Annotated in this window: 25 protein-coding genes and 2 riboswitches; of the genes, 2 read left to right on the forward strand and 23 right to left on the reverse strand. The window is 44.0% G+C overall.

The features are described from left to right. Positions 1-50: 50 nt before the first annotated feature. The 11 genes from HLI_RS01855 to HLI_RS01905 all read right to left on the reverse strand — a co-directional run bounded on the left by HLI_RS01855 (position 51) and on the right by HLI_RS01905 (position 10,861). On the reverse strand, positions 51-440 hold the full coding sequence (locus tag HLI_RS01855) for a YuzC family spore coat inner layer protein (protein WP_128522801.1): 390 nt from the start codon (positions 438-440) through the stop codon (positions 51-53). 95 nt (positions 441-535) lie between these two features. Next, positions 536-982, reverse strand: a complete 447-nt coding sequence (locus HLI_RS01860) for an Hsp20/alpha crystallin family protein (protein WP_128522802.1) — start codon at positions 980-982, stop codon at positions 536-538. Positions 983-1,093: 111 nt separating this feature from the next. Beyond that, on the reverse strand, positions 1,094-2,803 hold the full coding sequence (gene cysI / locus HLI_RS01865; protein ID WP_128522803.1) for an assimilatory sulfite reductase (NADPH) hemoprotein subunit: 1,710 nt from the start codon (positions 2,801-2,803) through the stop codon (positions 1,094-1,096). A 55-nt stretch (positions 2,804-2,858) separates the two neighbouring features. Continuing rightward, the gene (locus tag HLI_RS01870) at positions 2,859-4,673 is read right to left on the reverse strand and encodes an assimilatory sulfite reductase (NADPH) flavoprotein subunit (RefSeq protein WP_128522804.1); all 1,815 of its coding nucleotides are present in this window, start codon (positions 4,671-4,673) and stop codon (positions 2,859-2,861) included. A gap of 695 nt (positions 4,674-5,368) precedes the next feature. After that, positions 5,369-6,172, reverse strand: a complete 804-nt coding sequence (locus HLI_RS01875) for a uroporphyrinogen-III synthase (protein WP_128522805.1) — start codon at positions 6,170-6,172, stop codon at positions 5,369-5,371. After that, positions 6,153-6,788, reverse strand: coding sequence for an NAD(P)-binding protein (locus tag HLI_RS01880; RefSeq protein WP_128522806.1), 636 nt, complete (start codon positions 6,786-6,788; stop codon positions 6,153-6,155). The genes HLI_RS01875 and HLI_RS01880 overlap by 20 nt, the downstream gene beginning before the upstream one ends. Next, complete coding sequence (locus HLI_RS01885) at positions 6,788-7,552, reverse strand: sirohydrochlorin chelatase (protein WP_128522807.1); 765 nt, start codon at positions 7,550-7,552, stop codon at positions 6,788-6,790. The genes HLI_RS01880 and HLI_RS01885 overlap by 1 nt, the downstream gene beginning before the upstream one ends. Before the next feature lie 14 nt (positions 7,553-7,566). Continuing rightward, positions 7,567-8,343: a uroporphyrinogen-III C-methyltransferase gene (cobA, locus tag HLI_RS01890; protein ID WP_128522808.1), complete on the reverse strand. Its 777-nt coding sequence runs from the start codon at positions 8,341-8,343 to the stop codon at positions 7,567-7,569. 17 nt (positions 8,344-8,360) lie between these two features. Further along, the gene (gene cysC, locus HLI_RS01895; protein WP_128526790.1) at positions 8,361-8,954 is read right to left on the reverse strand and encodes an adenylyl-sulfate kinase; all 594 of its coding nucleotides are present in this window, start codon (positions 8,952-8,954) and stop codon (positions 8,361-8,363) included. Positions 8,955-8,959: 5 nt separating this feature from the next. Continuing rightward, entirely contained in the window at positions 8,960-10,111 is a 1,152-nt protein-coding gene (gene sat, locus HLI_RS01900; RefSeq protein WP_128522809.1) for a sulfate adenylyltransferase, read from the reverse strand. A gap of 21 nt (positions 10,112-10,132) precedes the next feature. Further along, complete coding sequence (locus tag HLI_RS01905) at positions 10,133-10,861, reverse strand: phosphoadenylyl-sulfate reductase (RefSeq protein ID WP_128522810.1); 729 nt, start codon at positions 10,859-10,861, stop codon at positions 10,133-10,135. An 87-nt stretch (positions 10,862-10,948) separates the two neighbouring features. After that, a riboswitch (SAM riboswitch) is annotated at positions 10,949-11,067 on the reverse strand. A gap of 179 nt (positions 11,068-11,246) precedes the next feature. Continuing rightward, a riboswitch (SAM riboswitch) is annotated at positions 11,247-11,346 on the forward strand. A 113-nt stretch (positions 11,347-11,459) separates the two neighbouring features. Here HLI_RS01905 and HLI_RS01910 point away from each other — a divergent pair. Further along, entirely contained in the window at positions 11,460-12,350 is an 891-nt protein-coding gene (locus HLI_RS01910; RefSeq protein WP_128522811.1) for a sulfite exporter TauE/SafE family protein, read from the forward strand. Between the two features lie 91 nt (positions 12,351-12,441). On the opposite strand, the gene HLI_RS01915 is transcribed toward HLI_RS01910, so the two are convergent. Both HLI_RS01915 and HLI_RS01920 read right to left on the reverse strand, forming a co-directional pair. Next, positions 12,442-14,109, reverse strand: coding sequence for a DAK2 domain-containing protein (locus tag HLI_RS01915; RefSeq protein ID WP_128522812.1), 1,668 nt, complete (start codon positions 14,107-14,109; stop codon positions 12,442-12,444). Positions 14,110-14,140: 31 nt separating this feature from the next. Then, on the reverse strand, positions 14,141-14,503 hold the full coding sequence (locus HLI_RS01920; protein WP_128522813.1) for an Asp23/Gls24 family envelope stress response protein: 363 nt from the start codon (positions 14,501-14,503) through the stop codon (positions 14,141-14,143). Between the two features lie 242 nt (positions 14,504-14,745). On the opposite strand from HLI_RS01920, the gene rpmB reads away from it, so the two are divergent. Next, positions 14,746-14,934 carry a 50S ribosomal protein L28 gene (gene rpmB, locus HLI_RS01925; protein ID WP_035505437.1) on the forward strand — a complete coding sequence of 63 codons (189 nt, stop codon included), beginning with the start codon at positions 14,746-14,748 and terminating at the stop codon, positions 14,932-14,934. 186 nt (positions 14,935-15,120) lie between these two features. On the opposite strand, the gene spoVM is transcribed toward rpmB, so the two are convergent. From spoVM to coaBC, 10 genes are all read right to left on the reverse strand, one after another. Continuing rightward, positions 15,121-15,201, reverse strand: coding sequence for a stage V sporulation protein SpoVM (spoVM, locus tag HLI_RS01930; protein ID WP_035531293.1), 81 nt, complete (start codon positions 15,199-15,201; stop codon positions 15,121-15,123). A 41-nt stretch (positions 15,202-15,242) separates the two neighbouring features. After that, the gene (locus HLI_RS01935; protein WP_128522814.1) at positions 15,243-15,902 is read right to left on the reverse strand and encodes a thiamine diphosphokinase; all 660 of its coding nucleotides are present in this window, start codon (positions 15,900-15,902) and stop codon (positions 15,243-15,245) included. A 117-nt stretch (positions 15,903-16,019) separates the two neighbouring features. Further along, positions 16,020-16,670, reverse strand: a complete 651-nt coding sequence (gene rpe, locus HLI_RS01940; RefSeq protein ID WP_128522815.1) for a ribulose-phosphate 3-epimerase — start codon at positions 16,668-16,670, stop codon at positions 16,020-16,022. A gap of 2 nt (positions 16,671-16,672) precedes the next feature. Then, a complete protein-coding gene (gene rsgA, locus HLI_RS01945) occupies positions 16,673-17,554 on the reverse strand; it encodes a ribosome small subunit-dependent GTPase A (RefSeq protein ID WP_128522816.1) in 882 nt (293 codons plus the stop codon). 12 nt (positions 17,555-17,566) lie between these two features. Further along, positions 17,567-19,570 (reverse strand): Stk1 family PASTA domain-containing Ser/Thr kinase, encoded by a 2,004-nt coding sequence (gene pknB / locus HLI_RS01950; protein WP_128522817.1) that lies wholly within the window; start codon positions 19,568-19,570, stop codon positions 17,567-17,569. Beyond that, a complete protein-coding gene (locus HLI_RS01955) occupies positions 19,570-20,331 on the reverse strand; it encodes a Stp1/IreP family PP2C-type Ser/Thr phosphatase (RefSeq protein ID WP_128522818.1) in 762 nt (253 codons plus the stop codon). Before HLI_RS01955 ends, pknB begins: the two co-directional genes overlap by 1 nt. 81 nt (positions 20,332-20,412) lie before the next feature. Further along, positions 20,413-21,759 carry a 16S rRNA (cytosine(967)-C(5))-methyltransferase RsmB gene (rsmB, locus tag HLI_RS01960; protein WP_128522819.1) on the reverse strand — a complete coding sequence of 449 codons (1,347 nt, stop codon included), beginning with the start codon at positions 21,757-21,759 and terminating at the stop codon, positions 20,413-20,415. Continuing rightward, a complete protein-coding gene (fmt, locus tag HLI_RS01965) occupies positions 21,752-22,699 on the reverse strand; it encodes a methionyl-tRNA formyltransferase (protein ID WP_128522820.1) in 948 nt (315 codons plus the stop codon). The genes rsmB and fmt overlap by 8 nt, the downstream gene beginning before the upstream one ends. A 17-nt stretch (positions 22,700-22,716) precedes the next feature. After that, positions 22,717-25,128: a primosomal protein N' gene (gene priA / locus HLI_RS01970; RefSeq protein ID WP_128522821.1), complete on the reverse strand. Its 2,412-nt coding sequence runs from the start codon at positions 25,126-25,128 to the stop codon at positions 22,717-22,719. Then, positions 25,125-26,330, reverse strand: coding sequence for a bifunctional phosphopantothenoylcysteine decarboxylase/phosphopantothenate--cysteine ligase CoaBC (gene coaBC / locus HLI_RS01975; protein WP_128522822.1), 1,206 nt, complete (start codon positions 26,328-26,330; stop codon positions 25,125-25,127). The genes priA and coaBC overlap by 4 nt, the downstream gene beginning before the upstream one ends. Positions 26,331-26,439: the final 109 nt, after the last annotated feature.

Raw genomic sequence — 26,439 nt, forward strand, 5'->3', positions numbered from 1 at the left:
AAAAACCCGGCGTCCTCAATTAAAGGAAGCCGGGTTTTTCGTGTTTTTCATCATCGCCAACGTAAAGACAAGGTTAATTTACAACAATTCAATTGATTGACAGAAGAAGTCATATGCAACCTCAAACCATCTGGAGTGTATTCCGCTTTGAATGAGGCACCTACGCCTGTACTCTGAATCAAGGAATCAACTTTGGATTGATCAGATTCTTGTGCAGCACCCATCATTTCATTCGCAAATTCTTCAGAGCTGTGAATCCGTTCTACTACTGTACGTGCTTCATCCATCAATTGATCCATCTCTGATGCTGATTGTATGAACATACCAGCGTCTACATCTGGATAAATCCGCTCAGACCGGTAAGTGCTTTGCGGAAGATAACCATGATATCCAGGGTGAAGCAGGACCGGATAATAGCAAGGGACCCAAATGACATACAATGCCAACCCTCCCTGTTCAGAGTTCCTCTAATATTCTATGTAGGAAGCAGCAAAAGAGAAGGCGTAAATGAACACCTTCCCCTTCGTTGTTGGTATCAGTTATCTACATCAATCACTTTGATGGAAGAGTTATTTTTGGCAAACATGACCTTCAGCACATCATTTTTGAAGGAAGCACTACTGGAAGTTTCAGAGACTGCGAAAGGCAATGTAATGATTCGTTCCTTTTGACTCCACGCTTGCTTTTTATTATAAAAGGAGGAATCTTCACTTGTGACCTCCTTAGAAGCATGGTTCTCGACACGAATTCTTACTTGATTTCCGAAACGGTCGATTCTGATTTGTTCTTTCTGGACTCCCGGCAAATAGGCTTCGATAGTGACATCAGTTCCAGTTTCAATCACCTCTACGGGGATGCTTGACTGTTGGAAAAATTGATTGACTTGCTTGATGGACTCGTCAAAGAAGGAATCTACCGCCTTTACCATTTCGTGGAGCCGTTGATCGAACAAATCGGGAAGCTGCTTACGTTTATCATCCATTATTATGCACCTCTTTGCATTTGGTCTCCCTTAATACCATATTCCTATGGGCGATGTTAGTGACAGTCCAACCAAAAAAAGGTACATAACCTGATAACACGTGCAATAGCCTTAACTGTGGAAATCTTGCCCGTCATGAACAGCTTCAATGTAGCCCGCTCGAATCACAAAGTCTCCGAATTTCTCTTGATCTTCCCGATCCTGAGCATAGTGGAACAACATCGGCTTCAATTCCTTTAAGATCTCTTCTTCTCCGATGTTTTCACGATATAATTTATTCAGTCGCTCCCCAGCAAAGCCTGCCCCCAAGTACATATTATATTTACCTGGCGCTTTTCCAATAAAGCCGATCTCACCTAATGCAGGCCGTGAGCAGCCATTCGGACACCCTGACATCCGGATAATGATCTCATCCTCTACCAGCCCTGCTTCATCAAGAATTTCCTCCAATTTGTCGATTAATGATGGAAGGTACCTTTCTGATTCTGCCATCGCTAATCCGCAAGTCGGCAATGCCACACAAGCCATAGAGTTCCTTCTTATTGCTGAATTGTGTTCACCATCCATGAGTTCATATTCGTCTATGATGCCTTCGATTTCTGCTTTCTTCTCTTCTGGTATCATAGAAAGAGTTACATTTTGATTCGGAGTCAAACGGAATTCCCCTGTATTCGTTTCCGCTATTTTACGTAACCCCTCTTTCAAGCGATAATTCTCTGAGTCCTTGATCCGGCCATTTTGAATGAAAAAGGTATGATGCCAATGACCATCTTCTCCTTTCATCCATCCATAACGATCCCCATTACTCTCAAAGTGGTAGTCTTTCGCATCTTCCAGGCTCCAGCCAAGTCGGTCGTTCAACTCTTCGCGAATCCACTCCATCCCAAAACGGTCAATCGTGTATTTGAAACGCGCATTTTTGCGGTTAGAGCGATTTCCATAATCGCGTTGGATGGTCAGGATTTTTTCTGCGACATCCACTGTCCGCTCTACTGGACAAAAACCGATGACTCGTGCGAGTTGAGGGTATGTGGCAGTATCTCCATGGGTCATCCCCATGCCGCCTCCAACAGCCACATTAAACCCTAGTAATTCCCCACCTTTTACAATCGCAATGAACCCTAAATCTTGTGAAAAGACGTCCACATCGTTCGATGGGGGAACGGCTATGCCGATTTTGAATTTTCTCGGCAAATATACAGGACCATAGATCGGTTCATCTTCTTTTCCATCTACAAGCTTTTCTTCATCCAGCCAAATTTCGTGATAGGCATTTGTTCTTGGTAATAAATGGTCACTCACTTTTTTCGCCCAATCATAAACTTCTGCGTGAAGGGCGGACTGATTCGGATTTGAGTTGCACATGACATTCCGGTTCACATCACCACAAGCAGCAATCGTGTCCATCAAGGCAGCGTCCATCGCCTGAATGCTTTTTTTCATATTCCATTTCAAAATTCCGTGCATCTGGAAGGTTTGTCTTGTTGTTAATTTCAAGGTCTCATTCCCATACTGATCAGCCAATTCATCCATGGTCAACCACTGTTTCGGAGTAGCAACCCCTCCAGGCAAACGGACACGAATCATAAACTGATACGCTGGTTCCAGTTTTTTTTGTTTTCTCTCCTGTCGCAGATCCCTGTCGTCCTGCATATAGCTGCCGTGGAACTTTAAGAGCTTTGTATCTTCCTCTGGGATACTAGCCGTAATCGGATCTTGAAAACTCTCTACTAAATTCCCCCTCAAGTAGCGGCTTTCCTTTTTGATACGCTCCATTTCATCTGGAGGTCCTTGAGGCTGGATCGTTTTATTATCAGACATCGATTAGTCTCCTTCCTTCTTGGTGCTTGGCAAAGACTTCCATGTGTATCTTCTATTAATAAACATCTCTTTGGTAACGTTTCTGCTGCCTTAGTTCTGCCAAATAGGCTTCCGCTTCTTCCGTTGAAAGGTCACCTTCATTTTTAAATATTTCAAGCAGCGTATCCTGGACGTCTTTCGCCATATACTTCTCATCTCCACACACATAAATATATGCTCCGTCTTCGATCCATTCGTAAAGCTCTTTCCTTCTTTCATACATTTTGTGCTGTACATATACTTTTTCTGAAGAATCTCTGGAAAATGCGACATCCATCCTTGAAAGCACATCATCCTTCAACCACTTTTGCCATTCTACTTGATATAGAAAATCCGAAACGAAATGTTGTTCACCGAAGAACAACCAAGACTTACCCTCATTCCCTTGTTCTTCCCTTTCTTCAAGGAACGATCGGTAAGGTGCTATACCAGTACCGGCGCCGATCATAATGATAGGGGCATCTTTATTTTCCGGAAGCTTGAAGTTCTGGTTCTTTTGTACAAATACAGCTAACTGATCACCTTGGTCAGTCCGCTCGGCACATTGGCCAGAACATACACCAGTCCTCTTCCTCCCATGAGCGTCATATCGTAATGCCCCGATTGTGAGATGGACCTCATCAGGATTCGCATTCAAACTACTGGCAATTGAATAAAGGCGAAAAGGTATTTTCCGCAATACACTTATGAATTGTTTCTCATCTGCTTCCCACGGGCCATAATCTCTGACCACGTCAAGCAGATCCCTTCCATGCACATACTCATTCAGTCTTTCTCTTGATTCCAGAAGTTCAGGCAACTTTTGATTTGAAGTAAGGGTGGAAAGTTTTTCTAATAAGGGCTTGGATAGGACTGTAATTTCAAAATGAGAAGTAAGTGCTTCTCTTAACGCCCGGACTTCCCCTTGTTTTGTCACTGGAACTGAGAGCTCTAGCTCTGGATCCCAACCCATCTCATCGATCAACTCATCAACCAAAGTTTCTTCATTTTGCGGATAAATCCCTAAACTATCTCCGGGTTCATAAGTGAGTTGTGAACCTTCCAGATCAATTTCCAAGTGGCGGGTCTCCTTATTTGAACCCCTGCCGTTAAGATTGATATTTTCTAATACTTCCGCTTGAAATGGATGGGATTTAGAATAAACGGGTTTATCGGATATAGGTAAAGGAGGGGCGATCGGGTCCCCACTGTTTTCTTTATCGGTACTGCTGCCAAGCTGTTCCCATACTCCTTCCCACCATTCTTCAGCAGGTTCCTCAAAGTCCAAGTCACAGTCTACTCTCCCATAAATGCGCTCAGCTCCCAATTCTTCCAGTCTCGCATCAATTTCCTTCCCGGTCTGACAGAAGAACTCATAAGAGCTATCACCCAGGGCAAGCACAGAGTAACGCACCCCACCTAACTCAGGAGCTCGCTTGCTGTGTATATAATCATAGAAAGATAAGGCGTTATCAGGAGGGTCGCCATCTCCGTGAGTACTAGTCAAAATTAATAGATCTTCCACTTTTTTCAATGCTTTCGTTTTAAAATCGTCCATGGATGAAAGTTGGACGGTAAACCCATTCCCCTTAAGTTTCTCGGTATATTCCTCAGCTAAGGATTGGCAATTTCCCGTGTGAGAACCGTATAGGATAGTGATATGGCGTGTCGAAATCTGGTCAGCCACCCCGGTGTCTGTTGTTTCCTCCTGGGCAGGTAGTACAGCGGCCTGCCCGGCAGACAGGTAGCCACTTAACCAGATTTTTTGTTGTTCGTTCAAGGTGACCAGCAACTTATTCAAAAGGTCAGCCTGTTCTTTACTGAACGGACTATTCATTACCTGGAATTGCAATCATTCCACCTCCGTAATCATTTTCACTTTATCTTTATTTTTTAGCCTTTGCTAAAGGTTGTTGCTGATTTTTATCTGAGAGTTATTCAGTTATATGGCAGGATTCTTGAAGACACGATTTCGAGATAATCAGGGTTCGTTGCCATGTTGATCTTCAGGGTTGGTTGGGAAGCTACTCGCTTTCCTGTGGGGGACCTGACGAGCTTCCTCGGGCTACCGCCCTGTGGGATCTCGCCTATCTCCTTCTCCCACGGGAGTCTCGCAGCTTCCCCACCAACCCATTTGATGTATGGGAGAAACGAACTCCTTACTCAAGTGGGGTGCCTTCACTACCCCTGTGTTATAGTCATAAAACGCTCTATATCAAGCTCCCATGATCAGAATACCTTCCTTGGAATTGTCAATCCTCTACTTCCCTTAAACTCATAGATGCTTATTCCAGAAGTTGTTTCGAGGACCTAATATGGTAAAGGGGCGGAGGGAAACGGTGAGACTCCTATGGGATGTGCGGGACAGCTGAGACCCCACAGGACGAAGTCCGAGGAGGCTCAGCGCCCGCCCCATGGAACGCGAACATTTTCCCGCAGCCCCTAAACTCCTAATAAAGTCTCGAAACTGAGTCTTACACAATCGGGAGCTTATTCTGAAATTTAATAGAGCCTTATTTTAAATAAATCAAGAGTTAGAACGGTTTTTTAAGCCTGGGGATTAAAATATCGATCAAGCGTAACGACCATCGCCCCCATTTTCTGCCTTTTTGGTTGAAGCACATTATCGATACCCTGGCTTTCCAGCTCTTTTGCTGTCACTTTACCAACAGCCACAGCGAGAACATCAGTATTGAATGCTTCCACTAATCCCCCATGTTCTGCTGCATTTGAAAAAAGGTTGAGCACTTGAGTCTTACTTGTAAAAATCACTGCATCCATTTTTGAAGAGGTAATTTCTTCTTTAAGCTCCTGCAACACATCCGGAACTGGAGCCTCGAATACATAGGGCCGTGATAAGTAGACGGAATAACCCCGCTTCTCGAGAAACTGCTTAAGATATGCATCATCCTGGTTGTAGGCTTGGAGGAATACCCTCCCTTTAACATCTTTATCGACCATTATTAAACGCTCAAATAAGTTATTCATTGTTCCGTCATCTGCAATTACAGAGGGACTTAAACCATTTTCCTTTAACCAGTCCAAAGTTTTAGAACCTCTTATAGCAAGTGGTTCTCCACTTAATTTATTTATTAATGAATCATGGAATCCGTGTGTTTCAGCATTATCGGCTAACGTTCTTGCTCCGATTCCTGTCGTTAAAATGACCCAGTCGAATGTTTCCTTCAAGTAATCTCCCACATTTTGCTTACAAGTGTCTTCATTCAACCTCTTGGTGCCCTGGATAGGATAAACAGCGGGAATTCCACCCATGTTGACCACGAGGTTCGAAATAGAATCAGCACTTCGATCTGCTGCAATTCCGACCTTTTTACCTTTTAATCCTGTCAAATTCCTTCTCCTCTCCAGCCTTTTCTATCTCCTCTAACATTTGTCGTTGGATCGCAGGGTCCTGGTAGCTGTCCTCTAATATTTTTTCAAGGATGTCTTGCTTTACTTCTCTTGAGAAACCAGACCGTTTCAATAGTTGCCTGCATTCATATAAGAAATCTATATAATGTTCATAGTCAGGGGGAAAATGCACCTCTAAATTTCTTTTCAGGTGCGAAGCAAGCATGGGACTTGCCCCACCTGTAGATACGGCAATCGTTAATTTTCCTCTCGTGAAATGAGCGGGAAAATGAAGGTTTCCGCCTTCCCCGCCATCTGCTCTATTAAGAAGAGGCACGTCCTCCGCCGCCGCAGTGATTCTTTGATTTTCTGTCAGATCATTTGTAGCGATGACAGCAATAAAGGCTCCTTGAATATCGTCAGGTTCAAATTTTTTGTTTTCCCATTGAATTTCATTACGTTGGTATAAAGCTTGCAAACCCTCTATGATGTCAGGACTGATGATCGTCACCTTTGCTCCATGATCAATGAGCGTTTCCGCTCGCTTACAGGCTACTTTTCCACCGCCAATGATAACTGCAGAACGTTCGGCCAAATTTATCATCAGAGGTGTCATTATTGACTGACCCCCGAATCACTCTGCTCTCTTATATGCCCGAGCGCTTCATGGACTCGATCAGCAGCTGCCCGTACCATGTTCGGGTGAGTGTCGAGATAGGAAGCTTGATAGATTTCATACCCATCTGCTGTAAATTCATTTATTTTCTGCTTGATCGACTCTATTAATACCCCTGTAAACCATAAGTAAGGAACGACGATGGTTTTTTCATTGTGATTTACAGATTCTTTGAGACCTTCCTCAAAACTTGGCGACAGAGCTGCTAAATAACAGACCTCGACGCTAGGTGCTCCTGTTTTTTCCTTAAGTAAACGAGCAATCCTTTCAATTGACGTTTTCGTATCGGGGTGCCTGCTACCCCTTCCTACAAGAAGAACATTTGTCTCGGTATCGATCACTGCACCCGTTTGTTGGATACGATCCACCAGCACATCTACAATTCTTTCTTGGACACCGAGCGGCTCGCCGTAAGAGAATTCAATATGAGGAAACCGGGCTTCCGCTCTCTCTATTTTTTCAGGAATGTCTTTAAAATAGTGACCAGCGCTTAATAATAACACCGGTAAAACAGCTACCTTTGTCGCTCCTTTTCGCACTAACCGTTCAATTCCTTCATGAAAATCCGGGTGCGCAAGTTCTAAGAAACAAATGTGATGAAGCGGTACTCCTATCTGTTGATGGACGTTTTGAAGAAAGTGGAGAGCTTCATCTGTCGCTTCTTTTCTCCTGCTTCCATGGCTGACATATAACACAGCTTTCATCAGGCTACCCCTTTCTACCCTACAACGGACTCGATGGCTGCCGTTTCTTCTACAGCATAAGGTTCAAACCACTGCAGTTTTTCTCTGAGTTTTACTACATCTCCCACAACAATCATTGATGGATTCTCGATGTGCCGAGCTTTTTCCACGATCGTCGTCAGAGTTCCTGTAACCGTTTTTTGCTGCTCTGTCGTTCCCCATTGCACAAGGGCGATGGGTGTATCTGCTTCCCGACCATATTTCAGGAGGCGATCACAGATGTCGGGTAATTTCTTCACCCCCATATAAATACACAGGGTATCCATACTTTTAACGACGTGTTCCCAATATTCTTCTTCATCTTCTCCAAGCTTGCTGACACCTGAAATGAAAGCGACTGAAGAGCTGTACTCCCTGTGAGTCACAGGAATTCCTGCATAGGCGGGGGCGGCGACCCCGGACGAAATTCCAGGGACGATTTCAAAGGGAATGTTTTTGCGTGCCAATTCTTCCGCCTCTTCTCCTCCCCGTCCGAAGACAAAGGGATCACCGCCTTTTAAGCGTGTAACTGTTTTGCCTTGAAGAGCGTATTTGCATAATAGATGATTGATGGTCTTTTGGGATAATGCGTGATGATCCGGCCGCTTACCGCAAAAAACCATTTCGGTATTTTCTCCTGCTTCATTCAGTAGCTCTTCGTTTATCAAACGGTCATACAAAATGACATCTGCCTGTTGGATTGTTTTTAATCCTTTTAAAGTGATTAAATCGTAATCTCCAGGTCCTGCACCAACGATATAAACTTTAGACATCCTGTCACGCTCCTTTTTTAAATCCACCCTTTTTCTTCAAGCAAGACCAGCAGTTGATCGGCACAGCTTTTCACATCATAATCGAAGGAGTGTAACACCTGTTCAGGGTCGATCGGTGCTTCATAGGGAGAATCGATCCCCGTGAATCCTTTGATATGACCCTGTCTTGCTTTCTCATATAACCCTTTAGGATCTCTTGCTTCACATTCATCGATCGGACAATCAACATACACTTCTAAAAAATCTTCTTCTGGGAGAGAAGCACGTATACGGTCCCGATCTTTTTGGTAGGGGGAAATGAACGCCGTCAGAACAATTGCGCCGCTATCTGCGAACAGTTTAGCTACCTCCCCGATCCGGCGTATGTTTTCTTCCCGATCTTCTGCTGAGAACCCCAGGTCCGAATTTAGTCCGTGGCGGATGTTATCACCATCGAGCAGGTACGTATGAATCCCTCTCTCATGGAGGAGATGATTCAGCTGGTTCGCAATACTGGACTTACCAGATCCTGAGAGACCGGTGAACCAGATCACTCCGCTGTGATGGCCATTTTTATTTCTGTAATCCTTTTGGCTGACAGACGCTTGATGCCAGGTAATATTCCTTTCCAATTGAGTCACCCTTTCACTCCTGCGGTCTTTTCTTGTAATCCATCGATCAGAATTTCGACTACTTCAGGACGACTGAATGTTTTTGGCGGTTTTTCTCCATTTCGTAATAGTTCTCTCACTTTTGTGCCAGAAAGAATGACGTGATTTTCTTTTTCATGTGGACAAGTTTTATGCGATGCCATCGCTTCACAGGCTTTGCAATAAAAACTGTGTTCAAAGAATAATGGCGTTATATCCAATTCATCCTCTTCAAAATGGCTGAAGATTTTCTGTGCATCATAAGTCCCGTAATAGTCGCCCACACCTGCGTGATCCCTTCCGACAATGAAATGGGAACAGCCAAAGTTTTTCCGTACAATAGCGTGGAAAATAGCTTCTCTCGGACCAGCGTAGCGCATCGCTGCAGTGAAAACGGCTAACGTAACACGATCTTTCGGGTAATAGTTATCAATTAATACTTGATAGCTCTTCATTCGAACGTCACTTGGGATATCATCACTCTTTGTTTCCCCGACCAGAGGGTTCAGAAATAAGCCGTCTACTGTTTCAAGAGCCGCCTTTTGGATATATTCATGTGCTCTATGTACTGGATTTCTCGTTTGAAAGCCCACGACTTTTTCCCAACCCAACTGTTGGAACAACTCTCTCGATTCCGCAGGGTCCAGGTAGAATCGATCATCATGTTCTTTTGTTGAGCTTTGAAATACTTCAATTTCTCCAGCTACGTAATGATCTGGTCGGCCAAATAACTTTTTCACCCCGGGATGATCCAGATCAGTAGTCAAGTACACATTTTCGGCTTCCTTCTCTTTATCCGGTTGGTATATGTCAGATACTTCAATGGCTCCATAAACCTTTCCATCTTTCACTAATTTCACTCGATTTCCTTGCTGCAACTCAGCGGCTTTCGCTTCATCTACCGGAAGGGTGATCGGAATACTCCACGGTGTCCCATCTGCAAGTCTGAGATTCTCGACTACAGAATCGTAGTCTGCTTGATTTAAAAAACCTTCAAGCGGGCTGTAGGCACCATTCGCGATCAGCTCGACATCACTTAATGCCATCGCATCCAATTCAATACTCCCTGTAAAATCCTCCTGCTGATTATTACTCCATTTGTTAATTAATTTTCCTCCATGAGGTGTAATGATAGTCATTTATAATTCCTCCTTTTTTATTCAGCTATTGTTATTTCCAGCTGTATGAAGTCCGCATTCTGTTTTATTGAATCCTTTCCACCTGCCCGAACGGCTCTCGTCTGTACTTGGCGAGGTGCAAGGGATGCAGCCGACACTCGGATAGTTTTGATCATGCAATTCATTGTAATCCAAGCGATTTAGTCGGATATATTGCCAAACGTCTTCCCATGTCCAATGAATCAGGGGGCATACCTTGATTAACTTAAAACGCTCATCCTTATTTACGAAATCAGTTTTACTCCGACTTGGTGACTGTTCACGTCTGAGGCCAGAAAACCAGGCCGCCGCACCTGAGAGTGCATCTTCCAGAGGTTTGATTTTACGAATATAACAGCATTGATCCGGCTGGCGTTTCCACAAGGCTGACCCATGCTCCTCCGCTTGTTCCTCTACTGTCAGTTCAGGTTTTTTCATATGAATTCGTAATTCAGGGTATCTATTTTTCACTTTTTCAATCAATTCATAGGTTTCCTGGAAATGAAGGCCAGTATCTAGAAAGACTACTTCAGCATCCGGTTTCACCTTTGAAATAAGATCAATGAGAACGATTCCTTCTGCTCCAAAGCTGCAAGCATATACAACATCTGACCCGTATTGTCCATAAGCCCACTGAATGACATCAAGCGCACCCTTCGTTTCATCATCTGGTTGATGGTTTGCGAATGGATCCCCCGGAAAATGATCATAAGTGACAATATCGTTTTCCATAAGCTCCTCCTTTCATTGCTTCAAACAAAAATACCTTTCTTCGTGGATAAGAAGAAAGGTATTTACTCGGTAAAGTAAGAACCATTCTCCTTATCTTTCCAAGCGGTTCAACCACTTGCTGGAATTGGCACAGTGTCTGATCAACTAACATCAGACCCGTTGCCGAGGCTTCGAAGGGCCAGTCCCTCCACCTCTCATGATAAGAAAACAGGATAGGTTGATTAAGTTTTCTGAAAAACTAATTGATACAAATCTTAGGCTCCTTTTATAGATATGTCAATACCATTTTAAAAAATTACAATTTTTCTGTTAATTTCGGAATTAGTTCTTGACATAACATTCAGTCTCCATTAGTTTTGGATATATTATCATTTTAAAAATTGAATCCTTATGAAGAGTCGGGGGAGGAACCTGGTCTGACGATCCCGCAGCAACCACACTGAAAGGTGCTCATTCCAGCAGACAACTCGTCTGAGAAATAAGGAGAGGCTTTATTTGGACCTCTTCTCATTGGAGAGGTTTTACTTATGTCTTTTTCAGACCTCTTCAACCATAAAACCAAGTAAACTCATATGTTTAATCAAAGGAGAGGTTGTTTTTGAATAAATTATTAATTTTCGCATTGGTAGGATTTTTCACCCAGTTAATTGACGGTGCCCTTGGTATGGGATTCGGCCTGACATCTTCCTCAATCTTACTCACTTATGGCCTGGCACCTGCAGTTGCTTCTGCTTCTATTCATATGGCCCAGGTTGCCACAACAGCTGCTTCCGGGTTCTCTCATTTCAAGTTTGGCAATGTCGATAGGAGACTTGTCCTAAAACTGGCCCTGCCCGGCGCGGTCAGTGCATTTTTCGGTGCAGCTTTATTGAGTCGCATCCCTGGTGAAACAATTCGCCCGTACATATCCGTTTTTCTTCTGGGTTTAGGAATTTACATCGTGGTCCGATTTCTTTCACTTAATCGGAATAAAACGCTCAATAAAAGCGACAAGCCGCTGAACAAGCGATTTATCTACCCATTAGGTTTTGTCGGTGGGTTTCTCGATTCGATTGGCGGCGGAGGATGGGGGCCGGTTAATACGCCTGTCCTTCTTTCACGTGAAAAGATCGAGCCGCGTAAAGTGATTGGTACTGTGGACACAAGCGAATTCATCGTGACTATTTCAGCAACACTTGGATTTTTGACTTTTTTAGGATGGGAACAATTCAGTTGGCTGCTGGTGTTCGCGTTCATCATCGGCGGTGTGATAGCTGCACCTCTTGCAGCATGGCTTGTCCGTATTATGCCTCCGCTCGTCCTCGGAGTACTTGCCGGAGGGTTCATCATATTGACTAATGTAAGAACCATTATGATCACCGTACCTCTCAATAGCACAGGAACCATCCTGATTTATTCTCTATTGACAGCTGGTTATATTTTGGCAATCGTTCATTCTGTAAAAAAGTACGTCAAACTGAAACGTACGGACCTCCGCAGTCAAACTTGACTGCCTATCCCTTTTAACGAAAAGAAGGCTCAGAGCTAATACTCTGAGCCTTCGCGTTCGGCAAATCTGTTCACAGGTGAGGAACTTTTTTCTATTCAATTGAGAAAATATAAGAATAAATCGGTTGACCACCCACGTGGATCTCCACCTCTAAATCTTCATATGTTTCTTCAAGGTATTCTTCAAGCTCTGTGACATCCTCATCTTCGACGTCTTCTCCTGTCAGAATCGTCAGTATTTCATCTTCGTTCTCATCAATCATTTGTTTTAACAGCGTTTTAGCTGTTGTCAGGGCATTTTGATCAGTTGAGGAAATTTTGCCATCCGCAATCCCCATGAAATGGTCTTTCTCAATGTTCAGGCCATCGATTTGCGTATCTCTTACCGCATACGTAATTTGACCGGTTTTCACGACGGACATAAGACTGATCATTTCATCTTTATTCGTCATCAGGTCTGCTTCAGGATTAAATCCTAATAAAGCACTCATGCCTTGAGGTATGGTTTTAGTCGGAATGACCACAACTTCATCTTCTGCGATTTCTGCCGCTTGCTCAGCAGCCATCACGATATTCTTGTTATTCGGCAAAACTAACACACGTTTAGCGTGAGCTTCTTTGATCGCTTCAGATAAATCCTGAGTGCTTGGGTTCATCGTCTGACCACCTTGGATGACCACAGTGGCTCCGAGACTCTCAAATAATTTTTTGATGCCTTCCCCCATGCTCACTGTCACAATTCCGTACTCAGCTTTTTGATTTGACTTCGGCTTGTCTTTTTTCTTCTTACCGACAATAGAAGTATGCTGTTCACGCATATTTTCTATTTTCATGTTGATCAGACTTCCGTACTTTTGGCCTAGTGTCATGGCTTCACCGGGATATTCTGCATGGACATGGACTTTGATCAAATCTTCATCAGAAACAACGAGCAGGGAATCACCGATTTCGCTCAACTGATTACGAAATTCATCTTCATCGTAAGGTGTCTCTGCTAATTTGTCCTCTTCGAATTTGACCATGAACTCTGTACAGTAACCGAATTCAATGTCTTCTGTATTCATAAAGTCTTGGGCAAGCTTATGGTGTTCGGCACTTACCATATCATCCATGGAAACTGTATCATCGATATCAGGAAGTTCTTCCCCTTTCAAGTTGGCAAGAAAACCTTCATAAATGGTCACTAATCCTTGACCACCACTGTCTACGACTCCGACTTCTTTCAAAACAGGTAATAGATCAGGCGTCCGCTTCAACGATTCTTTTGCAGCAGCAACAACACCTTCTACGAAAGGGATGAAGTCGCTTTCCTGCTCAGCGAGATCGACAGAAGCTTCTGCAGCATCTTTTGCAACCGTCAAAATCGTACCTTCCACAGGTTTCATAACAGCTTTATAAGCAGTGGTAACGCCTCCTTGAAGCGCATCTGAGAAATCTTTCGTCGTTAAAGTTTCTTTCTCTTCGACCACTTTGGAAAATCCGCGGAAAATCTGGGAAAGTATGACGCCGGAGTTCCCGCGCGCACCCATTAATAACCCTTTGGATAGTGATTTAGAAACGATGCCTGCATGATTCTGATCGACCATTCTTACTTCCTCCGCCCCAGAAGTCATGGACAAGTTCATATTCGTCCCTGTATCCCCGTCCGGCACTGGAAAAACGTTCAATGCATCAATCATCTGTGAGTTCTGTTTTAAATGATGTGCCCCTTGCAAAATCATTTCGGCTAAGGTTTTGCCGTCTAACTTTTGTAACGTCACGCTTACTTCCTCCTTTGACTACAACTGCTGCCTATTCGCTTGTCACCCGGACTCCTTGTATGAAAATATTCACAGAGTCGATAGACAATCCGATTGTTTTGTTTAATGTGTATTTCACTTGTGATTGGACGTTATGGGCCACTTCAGAAATCTTTGTACCATAACTCACGATAATGTACATATCTATATGGAGGCGATCTTCGTCCTGTCTGACCACGACCCCTTTTGAAAAGTTCTCTTTGCGTAACATTTCAGATAGGCCGTCACGGATTTGATTTTTTGATGCCATACCGACGATTCCGTAGCATTCAACTGCTGCACCACCAGCAATCGTTGAGATGACTTCATTGCTTATTGTTATATGACCATATTTATTATTTAAATCAACGGACATATAGATCCTCCTTTATTTTCCTCTATTTCTTCACTTATTATAACATAAGTTGAACGCATGAATTGCTATTCATTTCTCAGAAAATAAGCTGTATATCCCTATTATACTTTGTAACAATCTATAGTATCTGTCAAGAAGAAATTCTTGATATAATTCGGTTCTGCTTATTGCAAACACCTATTCTATATGATAAAGTTACTAAGTATCTGATGATTTATGTATGTAACAGGAGGGATTTTCATATGGCAAGAAGAAGTGTTCTATCTGGTAAAGGTACACGCTCAGGTAACCACCGTTCACACGCGATGAACGCTAATAAACGTAAATTCAAAGCTAATGTTCAAAAAGTTCGCATCCTTGTGGATGGCAAGCCTCAAAAGGTTTACGTTACAGCGCGTGAACTTAAGTCCGGTAAAGTACAGCGCGTATAATCACTGGTCTTGGGCTTCATGAACTTTTAAAAAAGCACCCTTAAATGGGTGCTTTTTTTTATGGTATTTACCGAGCTTCCTCAATTGGTCAGCCCAATGCTTTTGGATACTTGTCTCGCTCACAGGATGTGGGATGCCCAGCATTTCTGAAGCTGAACATCCTTTCAAGAAACGTTTGCTTTTGTTCTAATCTTTTTTAAAAGTACTTATGACTGCGCGCACTATACCCCCGACGAACCGTGGGAGTTTGATGGTATAAAACTTCAAAGAGCCCCCTCCTCCTATGTGAACTAATGCGAAATCCCTCTTTACCCTCTATTAGTCAAGTCTTTACTTCTTACTACTAAGAGTATGCCTGATATGAAAGAAAAAGTACCCGTATCTGCAATCAATCGATTAGAGATGCACAAGGTGGACCCATAGGGCAGATAGGCTTTTTCCAATGGATAATAAAAGCCTCCTAGTGTAAGATCTTTCACTTCGAGCGTAATTGGTAAAAAAGAAACATAGGGATAATGCTCATCCGCTTCCATTGTATGCTCGCCTGCCCCGACTAATTCCACCTGATTCTGTCGATCGATGATCGTTCCTTTCACTTCTTTCTTCAGAAGCGGATAGAGGAGTTGCAGGTTAGCTTGTGAGTGATCGATTCTTCCGCCAGTCACTCCGAATAATAGAATATGCTCAGGTGACCTTTGGAGTGCCTCACTAATAGCTAATTCCAAATCCGTTTCATCTTTTTCATCCGGAAAGACTTTCACTTGTTTAGAAGTTTCTTGAATTCTCCGGAAAGATTCATCTGATACGGAATCAAAATCACCGATGGCCAAGTCTGGCGAAAGTCCATTTTCTACTAGGACCTCAGCACCTTGATCAGCCCCAATCCATAAACAGTCTTGAAAGGGGAATTTTCTCAAATCAGGGATATATGATTTAGGTCCACCACCGACCACCACAATCCTTTTCATTTATTATCATCCTTTCCTCATTCCGCAAGTCGCACAAGCTTTATCCGGGTTTATAGAAAAAGCTCAAAGGATCTGCTGAAGCAATCCTTTGAGCTTCCTATCTATCTTCACCATGATTTATAATGCGTTCCGTATATCCTCGATCGCCTTTTTGCGGTCGGTTTGGTTAAAGATCGCACTTCCCGCAACCAGCACGTCAGCTCCAGCTTCTGTGCATTGACGAGCAGTGTCAGCTTTCACTCCACCGTCGATTTCGATTTCGAATGAAAGACCTTCTTCTTTTCGCCATTCAGCTATTTGATTGATTTTAGGTACAACCGAAGAAATGAACGATTGACCGCCGAATCCTGGGTTAACCGTCATTAATAAAACAAGATCGACTTCATCCAGTACAGGACGGATCATTTCAGCAGGTGTAGCCGGGTTGATAACGACGCCAGCTTTGATGCCATAGCTCTTGATCAACTGCAATGTCCTGTGCAAATGCGGACACGCTTCCTGATGGACAGTGATGATATCTGCCCCTGCTTTGGCAAAGGATTCAATGAATTGGTCTGGATTTTCTATCATTAGATGAACATCCAAAGGAAGGTCTGTGACCGGACGAATGGCATCCACAATCAAAGGGCCGATCGTAATATTCGGAACAAATTGTCCATCCATCACATCAACATGGATATAATCGGCTCCTCCACGTTCAACATCCTTGATTTCTTCTCCTAGATTTGAAAAGTTGGAAGCTAGAATGGAAGGTGCTATTTTAGTCATGATTAATACCTCGGCTTTCTGTTCTGTATTTCATCCAAAAATTGCAAGTAATGCTGGTAGCGGTTGTCAGCAATTTCGTTTGCTTCAACCGCAGCTTTCACCCCACATTTGGGTTCTTTATGATGCAGGCACCCTCTGAATTTGCATTCGTTTTGTACAGCGACAAACTCCGGGAAACATTCTGGCAGCTGTTCAAGTTCAAGCTCACCAAATTCCAGGGAGCTGAAGCCTGGGGTATCTGCTACCAGCCCATTGGAAATTTCATAAAGTTCAACATGGCGCGTGGTATGTTTCCCACGTCCCAGACTTACGGAAATCTCATCTGTGTCAATAGAGAGTCGCGGGTCGATCGAATTCAGCAAGGAAGATTTCCCCACCCCTGATTGACCAGCAATCACTGTCGTCCGATTTGCTAAATGAGATTGAATCTGATCCATAGACTCTGTATCATCCACCGCTGATAGTACGACAGGGTAACCGATTTTCTCATACAACTGTTTATAAGACTCCATCAAATGGGTTTGATGGTCATCCAGCTGATCCATTTTCGATATTACGATAAAGGGCTCGATCCGCTTCTCTTCCACCAGCACAAGAAAGCGGTCCAGTAACAAAGCATTAAACTCCGGATGAATGGCAGAGGTGACAATCATCGCTTGGTCCACGTTGGCGATCGGAGGACGCACGAACTCGTTTTTCCGATTTTCTATAGATAAGATATAGCCTTCATCGTGGTTTTCTGCTTTGAATTCAACTATATCTCCTACTAAAGGAGAGACTTTTTTCTTGCGGAAATTACCCCGGCCTCTGCATTGATAGATTTCACCATCATGGAGCACATAGTAAAATCCGCTTAGCGCTTTGATTATTTTTCCACTTGGCATAATTTCACCTTCTTAATACGAGTAAGTGCCTTCATCAAAGACTTCCTCACCTCTCATCACTCTGTAGGTGGCCTCTTCACCCTCAGCTATGCTCAAGGTGAATTCGAATGTTTTTGTTTCTGTAATCGTTTCCTCTATGATCAATTCTTCTGATTCATTATCAGAATCATCGACATAGATGAGCACTTTTTGTTCGGCTTCTTCCGATTCTTCGTCAACTGGTATTTCAACAGAGACCTGCTCTTCCCTAGGTTGTGCTGGAGGTGGTGGCGGCTCTTCCTTCGGCCCCCGGGAAACGACAAGATCTACCGTCGACCCCACATTCACTTCCTCTGATGCACCAGGAGAATGCTCCATCACAAGACCTTCCCGGTATTGATCAGAATATTTTTCTGTCACTTCAGATTTCAATCCATTATTCTCTAAATACTCTTGCGTCTGTTTTAAGGTCCATCCATCAAACGATTGCAGACTGACTTTCGGCGGCCCGAGGCTTACACTGAATCGCACTTCTGTTTCATCAGGTATCACCTGTGCATTCGCTTGAGGTGTGAAATGTTCAATGATGACCCCTTTTTCGAATTCATCACTTGTGGTTTCATATTTCTTCACACTCTTAAATCCACGGCTCTCCAATTCTTTCTTCACTTCTTCAAAACTTTTGCCGCTGTAATCTTCGAATGTAGCCCGTTCTTTTCCTCTACTGGAGTAAACGGTGACTTCCGATCCTTCTTTGACGACCATACCTTCTTCAGGGTCCGTTCGGATGACTAAGCCCTCGTCCACTTCATCGGAGTATTCTGTCTCTCTTGTGACATCCAAGTTCAAATCACTCAGATCGCTATAGGCTTCCTCATATTCCTTCCCTTTCACGTCAATCATTTCGACGTTTGCCGGTTGAATGATACCGGGGATCGTAAACAATGCGATAAGACCGCCGATAATCAGCAAGGTCAATATTGTAAGGACCCATGGCCATACTTTCTTTTTCTTCTTCTTTTTTTCAACAGGTGGAACGGATTTTACATTTTGTTTCGTTTCCTGTTCCTGATAGGTGGGTTTGTGTTCATTCGTATGGATGATAGTGTTTTCTTCCGGCTGTTCTCCATAGGATTCTTTAGTGATCACTGGAATCGCCTTTGTTTTTTCATCTTCATCATCGGTAGGAAGAGTGAATTCCGGTTCATCCAATCTATAAGGTTCAAGCGATGTCTCGATGTCATATTCCATATCCAACACGGAATCATAACGGTGAAAAGGATCCTTAGCGGTTGATTTCAGAACAACATTTTCAACACTTTGCGGTAATTCAGCATTCCACCGTTTCAAAGATGGTGTTTCATGCTGTAAATGTTTAAGGGCAATAGCGACAGGTGATTCTCCTGAAAAAGGCAGACGCCCTGTCAAAAGTTCAAAAAAGACGATTCCGAGAGAATAAACATCGGATTTCTTTGTAGCCATTCCCCCACGCGCCTGTTCAGGCGAAAGGTAATGGACGGAACCAAGTACCGAATTCGTTTGAGTCAATGCCGTAGCACTAAGGGCCATCGCGATGCCAAAATCTGTTACTTTCACATGACCATAGTGATCGATCAGAATATTTTGAGGTTTTATGTCCCTGTGCACGATTCCGTTATCATGGGCATGGGCAATGGCTGATGTGACCTGACGCATAATATCTACAGCTTCAGCCACGTCTACCGGACTCTGCTGCTGGATGTATTGCTTCAATGTCATGCCGTCCACATATTCCATAACCATGAAATAAATATCATCTTCTTCACCGACATCATAAATATTGACAATATTCGGATGGGAAAGACTAGTAGCCGACTGTGCCTCTCTATGAAAGCGTGCAATGAATTCCTCATCGTTGCCATGCTCCAAACGGAGAACTTTTATAGCAACTTCCCGATCAAGAATTGTATCATGAGCTAAATAGACATTCGCCATCCCGCCGCCACCGATCATATCCTGTACGCGATAACGGTCATTAAGGAGACGGTCATTGAGCATTATTCCGCACCTTCTTTCTCATCAGAAGGAGAATCGTAATGGACGACAGTAAGTGTAATGTTGTCTTCCCCGCCCCGCTCATTCGCTAAATCGACAAGGGTTTGGCAGTAATCAGTCCAATCGCCATCAAAATTTTTCAACTCACTCAATTCATCTTCATTCACTTTGTTCGTCAATCCATCAGTACATAGAAGCAAACGGTCATTGACCTCAAATTCCAGGGTTTTCACATCGGCCGTCAAATCAAATTCTGTACCAAGTGCCTTAAGTAAAACATTTTTGCGCGGATGATTTTCTGCTTGTTCTTCGCTGATTTGACCAGACCTGACTAATTCATTGACAAGGGAATGATCTTCAGTTACAGACTTAAAACCATAAGCATTGGCAAAATAACAACGACTGTCTCCGATATGACCGATGGTAGCGAATTGCTCTGTACATATGGCTACAACTATTGTCGTTCCCATACCAGAACATTCTACATGCTCATCAGCATATGATTTGATTTCATTATTCGCGGTCCGAATAGCCTCTTTGAGCCAATTCTCCGCTTCATCTGGTGTGGATAGTCTTTCAATTTCCTGCCATTTCTTATGTAAATGAGAGGTTGCCATCTGGCTTGCGACATCTCCTGCTTGGTGTCCACCCATTCCATCAGCTACCACAGCCAGCGTTTGTCCTTCATCATTTTTGAAGACACCACCCGCATCTTCGTTATGGTTTCTCACTTGGCCCTGGTTTGTAAGATAATAACCTAACATGGACTCACCCGCCTCTTTTTTCTCTTGTACGCTCTCCCCCTGATGGAAATGGATCAGGAGGGTGTTCGAACTTTATCAATTTTACTGCTTCACCAATCTGGTAAGGAAGAAACCGTCTGTATCCCATTCTTGGGGAAATAACTGCAGACCAAATTCAGAGAGACCCAGCGCCCCTTCCAGTGAAGGAGGTAATTCGTTGAAAAATGTCTGATCTACACTGAACCCGGGATGATTGGACAAAAAGTTTTTGACAGCTTCTTCATTTTCATGACGGTCGACTGTACATGTACTATATACCATTTTCCCGCCAGACTTCAGAAGTGGCGCTATGGGTTCGAACAACTCGTCTTGAATCTTTCGAAGAGCAAAGATATCTTCTTCTTTTTTATGGTATTTGATATCAGGCTTTCCTCTCAATACACCTAAACCTGAACAAGGAGCATCAAGGAGTATGCGGTCGAAAGATTCTGCTTCGTGCATATCTTTCAGATTTCTTGAATCAGCTTGACCAGCGGTGATGGAAGTCAACTGGAGTTGTTCTGCTTTGTTATTGACCAGTTTAGCCTTTTTCTCATGCAGATCATACGCTATGACCTGACCCTTATCCGCCATTTTTTCAGCTATATGAGTTGTTTTTCCACCTGGAGCGCTGCATGCATCCAGCACGGTCATTCCTTCAGATAGATCCATCATCTCTGCAACCAGCATGGAGCTTTGATCTTGTATAGTCAAATAGCCTTCAAGGAAAAGCGGATGCTTTAACACAGCACCCTCTGTGATGACTAACCCCTGGGGCGATAGTACACTTTTTTCCACTTTGAATCCGTCCTCTTCCAGACGGTTGACGGCTTCTTGAAAGTCTATCCTCAACGTTTGTACGCGGACAGACATGGGAAGGTGATGATTGTTAGCAGCGCACATATCCTTCGTGGTCTCCAAACCGTATTGTTCGACCCACCGGTTTACGAGCCACCGGGGATGACTGGTCTCGATTGCGATCCGTTCGATCGGGTCTTCGATTTTCTCAATATCCTGAGTCCCTTTTCTTTGTACATTACGTAATACACCGTTCATGAAGGAAGAAATACCTTTATGGCCACGTTTTTTCGATATTTCTACTGCTTCATGGATGATGGCATGATCTGGTACTCTTTCAAGAAAAATCATTTGGTAGACAGACATATATAACAGCCACCGGACCCATGGCTTGATCTTCTTTTGTTTCGCAATATAAGGTTGGATGTAATAATCGATGAGGTCCCTGCGCTGTAGTGTTCCATAGACGATCTCTGTCAACAACCCCCCGTCCTGACGGGAAAGGTTCTGCTTTGTAATTTCCCTGTCGAGCAGGACATGACTGAAACCGCCTTGTTCTCCAATGCGGGTCAATAATTCGAGAGCTGTTTCTCTTATAGCATATTTAGTCATTTTTCTCCCCCAGACGGTCGCCAACTTGCAAGGACTGGCCTGCGCCATTGATGAAAGCCTGTCCATCCATTTTCTTCTTACCGGAAGGTTGTAAAGAAACGATTTTCAAGGCTTTACTATCACCTGTTGTAACCAGGAAGCCATCTTCTTCCAAGCTTACAACTGTGCCAGGTTCATCCTCATATTTCCCATCGACTTTTTCTGCCCACCAGATTTTCACTGGTTTCCCGCTCCAAAAGCTGTAAGCGACGGGCCATGGGTGAAGGCCACGGACATGATTATATACAGTTTGCTGATCCTTGGACCAATCGATCAACTCTTGTTCTCGCTTGATGTTGGAAGCGAACGTCACTTTCGATTCGTCCTGCTCTTCAGGTGTCACACGGCCCGCTAACAAGTCGGGGAGTACACTTGCCAGCAGGTCAGCACCAGCTGTCGAAAGTTTATCATGAAGTGTACCGACATGGTCATCATCTTCGATAGGGACCGTCACTTTCGCAAGCATATCCCCGGCATCAAGTCGTTTCACCATGTACATGATCGTTACACCTGTTTCTTTTTTCCCTTGAAGGATGCTGTAATGAATCGGTGCACCCCCGCGGAATTCAGGAAGAAGTGATGCGTGCACGTTGATACAGCCATGTTCCGGTTCCTGCAGCAATGCTTCCGGCAGAATCTGCCCGAATGCGGCGGTCACAATCAAGTCCGGCTCATACTTTAAGACTTCTTCATATTCGTCTTTGATTTTTTCTGGCTGGAACACAGGAATGCCGTGATTATCTGCAGCCACTTTCACAGGCGGGGGAGTCATCACTTTCTTTCTTCCTTTAGGGCGGTCCGGTTGTGTAATGACAAGGACAACCTCGTAACCCTGTTCTATGATGCGATCGAGGACAGGTACGGCAAAATCCGGTGTCCCCATAAATGCAATTCGTGTCATGGCTTGGTGCTCCCTTCTTACATCAACTGATACGGTTGGAAGTCAACCGTAATTTGTAATCCATTTTCTTGCTTCATTTCATCTTCATAATAATGCAATATCCGTTCAACGAATTTTCGCTGCTCTGGTTCTTTCTTGTATTTTACCATGCATTGGTAGCGATATCTATTGTTGATACGGGTCAAGGCAGAAGGTGTCGGGCCAAGAACATAAGCCTGGTCTGACAATTTCTGTTCCATGAACATCGTGATCTTCTGTGTCACTTCCTGCACTTTCAATTGATTCGGATGGGAGACAGTGAACAATGTCAAAAAGAAATAAGGAGGGTAACGAAACGCCTTTCTCAACTTCATTTCTTCATTGAAGAATTGTTCATAATCATACTGGCTGGCCAGTTCGATACTGTAATGTTCCGGTGTATATGTCTGTACAACGACTTCCCCTGGCTTTTCATGCCTTCCAGCTCTTCCACTCACTTGTGTAAGCAATTGAAAGGTTTTTTCCGAAGCACGAAAATCAGGCAAATTAAGTAACGCATCAGCTGCCAGCACTCCCACAAGAGTCACATTACCGAAATCAAGACCTTTGGCGATCATTTGCGTACCGAGGAGGATATCTGCCTTCCCTTCACCGAATTGGTTAAGCAAACGTTCATGAGCTCCTTTTCTTCGAGTCGTATCAACATCCATACGGATCGTCCTTGCTTCCGGGATAAGTTCTTGTAACGCTTCCTCCACCTTCTGGGTGCCCGTACCAAAGTAACGGATCGTTTTGCTTTCGCATTCGGGGCATTCTGTCGGCATTGGCTCTTCATGGGAACAATAGTGACATTTCAAACGATTTTGACGCTTATGGTAGGTCAAAGCAATATCACAATGCGGACATTCACTGACATGGCCGCAATCCCTGCACATAACGAACGTTGAATAACCACGGCGGTTCAAAAATAAGACGACTTGCTCCCCGCGGGCGATTCGTGCTTCAATTTTTTCTTTCAGAGTCCGCGAGAACATGGAACGGTTCCCCTCGTGCAGTTCATCACGCATATCGATCAGCTCGACTTCCGGCATGACCGCTTCGTTCATCCGTTTACCCATTGTAAGTAAATGGTAGTTACCTTTCACTGCCCGGGCGTAACTTTCTAATGATGGTGTCGCGCTTCCCAGGACGACGGGACACTTGTGAGTCCTGGCGCGTTCGACAGCGACATCCCTTGCGTGGTACCGGGTCCGGTCTTCCTGTTTATAGCTCGTCTCATGCTCTTCGTCAATAATGATGAGACCGATATTGGTAAAAGGAGCGAAAATCGCGGATCGGGCACCTACGACGACCTGCACTTCTTTACGCTGGATTTTTCGCCATTCATCATATTTTTCACCTGCAGACAACGCGCTGTGCAATACAGCCACTTTCGACCCGAATCTACCTTTGAAACGTTCAACCATCTGAGGAGTCAAAGCAATCTCCGGAACCAGCATAATCGCTTCTTCTCCTTTATCAATCACCTGTTGAATCGATTGGAGATAAATTTCAGTCTTTCCACTCCCTGTTACTCCATGTAATAAAAACACTTCATGCTGGTTTTCTTCTATCGTACTTAAAATCGGAGTGATGGCGGTTTCTTGTTCGGAGGTTAAGGGAAAAGGCTGTGTCCGCTCGAATTCCCTGTCCCCATATGGATCCCGGAAAACTTCCTGCTTATACTCGCGGAGAACCCCCCGTTCGATAAGAGGTTTTAAAGAAGCCGACGTCGTCGCAAGTTTTTCCAATAGTTGCTTTTTGGATATGGGTTCCGGGTGTTCGATCAAATATTCAAGTATCACCCGCTGTTTCTTAGCCTGTGAGGAGATGTCGACGAGTTTCTCTTCCAGTTCAACTGGCTGCAGTTGAGGCTCGATCATAGTAGTGACCTTTTTGGTTTCACGACTCTTCACTTCGTAATGGACATCTACTTCACCTTCATCCATGTGTTTCCTTAACACATGATAACTGACCCCTGATTGTTCAAAGTCCTCAAAATCAATAACAGCCCGACCATCGAATACACTGTCCAAGTCAGAAGCTAACGGCTCCTCTGATAATTTCCAAAGTTCTTTACGGTACTTAGCTTTCATAACTTGGGGAAGCATCACTTGCAGGCAGGAGATGTAAAAGCTGAGGGTCTTTTTAGACAACCACATCCCCAAATCGAGTAATTCTTCTGTCAGTGTCGGAATCACATCTAATACATCTGTGATCTTCTTTACTGAAGAGAAAGAACTGGTTTCGGCTAAAGAAATTACATAGCCCATGATTTTTCTTGGACCAAAAGGAACGATGACCCTGACTCCGGGCTGGACAATGCCCTCATATTTCTCTGGTATTTCATAATCAAACGGACGGTTCGTGTTTTGGGAAGGGACGTCCACAATCACATTTGCGATTGTCACGGGGATTCACTCTCCAACTCTTCCACTGTCCCTTTTAAGATATTCATTGCCAGCTCGTCTTTACTCATAAGTGGATAAGTCATTTCCTTCCCTTTCTGGGTGATGAAAAGAGAGGCGTTGGTATCTGTACCAAATCCTGATCCTTCTGAAGCCACGTTATTAATGACGACAGCATCCAGATGCTTCTTAGCGAGCTTTTCCCGTCCGTATCGTTCAGGCTCATCCGTTTCTGCGGCAAAGCCGATTAAATACTGATGTTCCTTCCGCTCACCTAGTTCCATCAAAATATCTTTCGTCCGTTCCATTTCGACAACATAATCTCCAGGTGATTTTTTCATTTTTTGTTCGTAGGTGTTTTTTGGCCGGTAATCCGCTACAGCTGCTGCTTTTATGACGATATCACAGTCAGCATAGCGGCTGACCACTTGTTCATACATCTCATCCGCAGTAGTTACATCAATGCGGTCAACACTTTTTGGAGTGTCGAGCGCGACTGGCCCGGAAATTAAGATGACCTCTGCTCCCATGGAAGCCGCCTGACGAGCCAAAGCATAACCCATTTTCCCTGTCGAAGGGTTTGTAAAGTAGCGGACCGGGTCGATCTTTTCCCTCGTCGGTCCAGCTGTGATGAGCACTTTTTTCCCTTTGAGGATTTTCTCTTGTTCATATTCCTTCTCAAGAACGCGCACGATGCTCTCCGGTTCTTCCAATCGTCCTTTGCCAACATACCCGCAAGCAAGGTACCCTTCACCTGGTTCTATGAAACGAAAGCCCCAATCATCGAGTTGTTTCAAATTGTTCATCACAGCTGGGTGACTGTACATATGGACATTCATGGCAGGTGCAATATACACAGGGGCTTCTGTTGCCAGCAAAGTCGTTGAAAGCATATCATCCGCCAATCCTCCGGCAATTTTCCCTATTACATTTGCCGTAGCTGGGGCAATCAACACAAGGTCCGCCCAATCAGCCACATCGATATGTTGAATTTGGGAGGGATCCTGTTCATCAAATGTATCCGTATATACTGGTTGTCTGGATAAAGCCTGGAAAGTGGTAGGAGCGACAAACTTCTTCGCGCTTTCAGTCATAATCACTTTCACAATAGCGCCTGACTGTACGAGTTTACTCGTTAATGCTGCTGCTTTATAAGCGGCTATTCCCCCTGAGACTCCCAAAACGATTTTTTTATTTTTCAGCATTTGAGGTACCCCTTTGTTCAAAAATGTGGTCTCTAAAACACGTAGGAAAAGCCGCGCTAGATCTCTCAAGAAAGCGCGGCTTTTCCTACATCTTAATCATATAACGAAA

It is taken from the genome of Halobacillus litoralis (assembly GCF_004101865.1).
In the GTDB taxonomy this organism is placed as follows: Bacteria; Bacillota; Bacilli; order Bacillales; family Halobacillaceae; genus Halobacillus; species Halobacillus litoralis_A.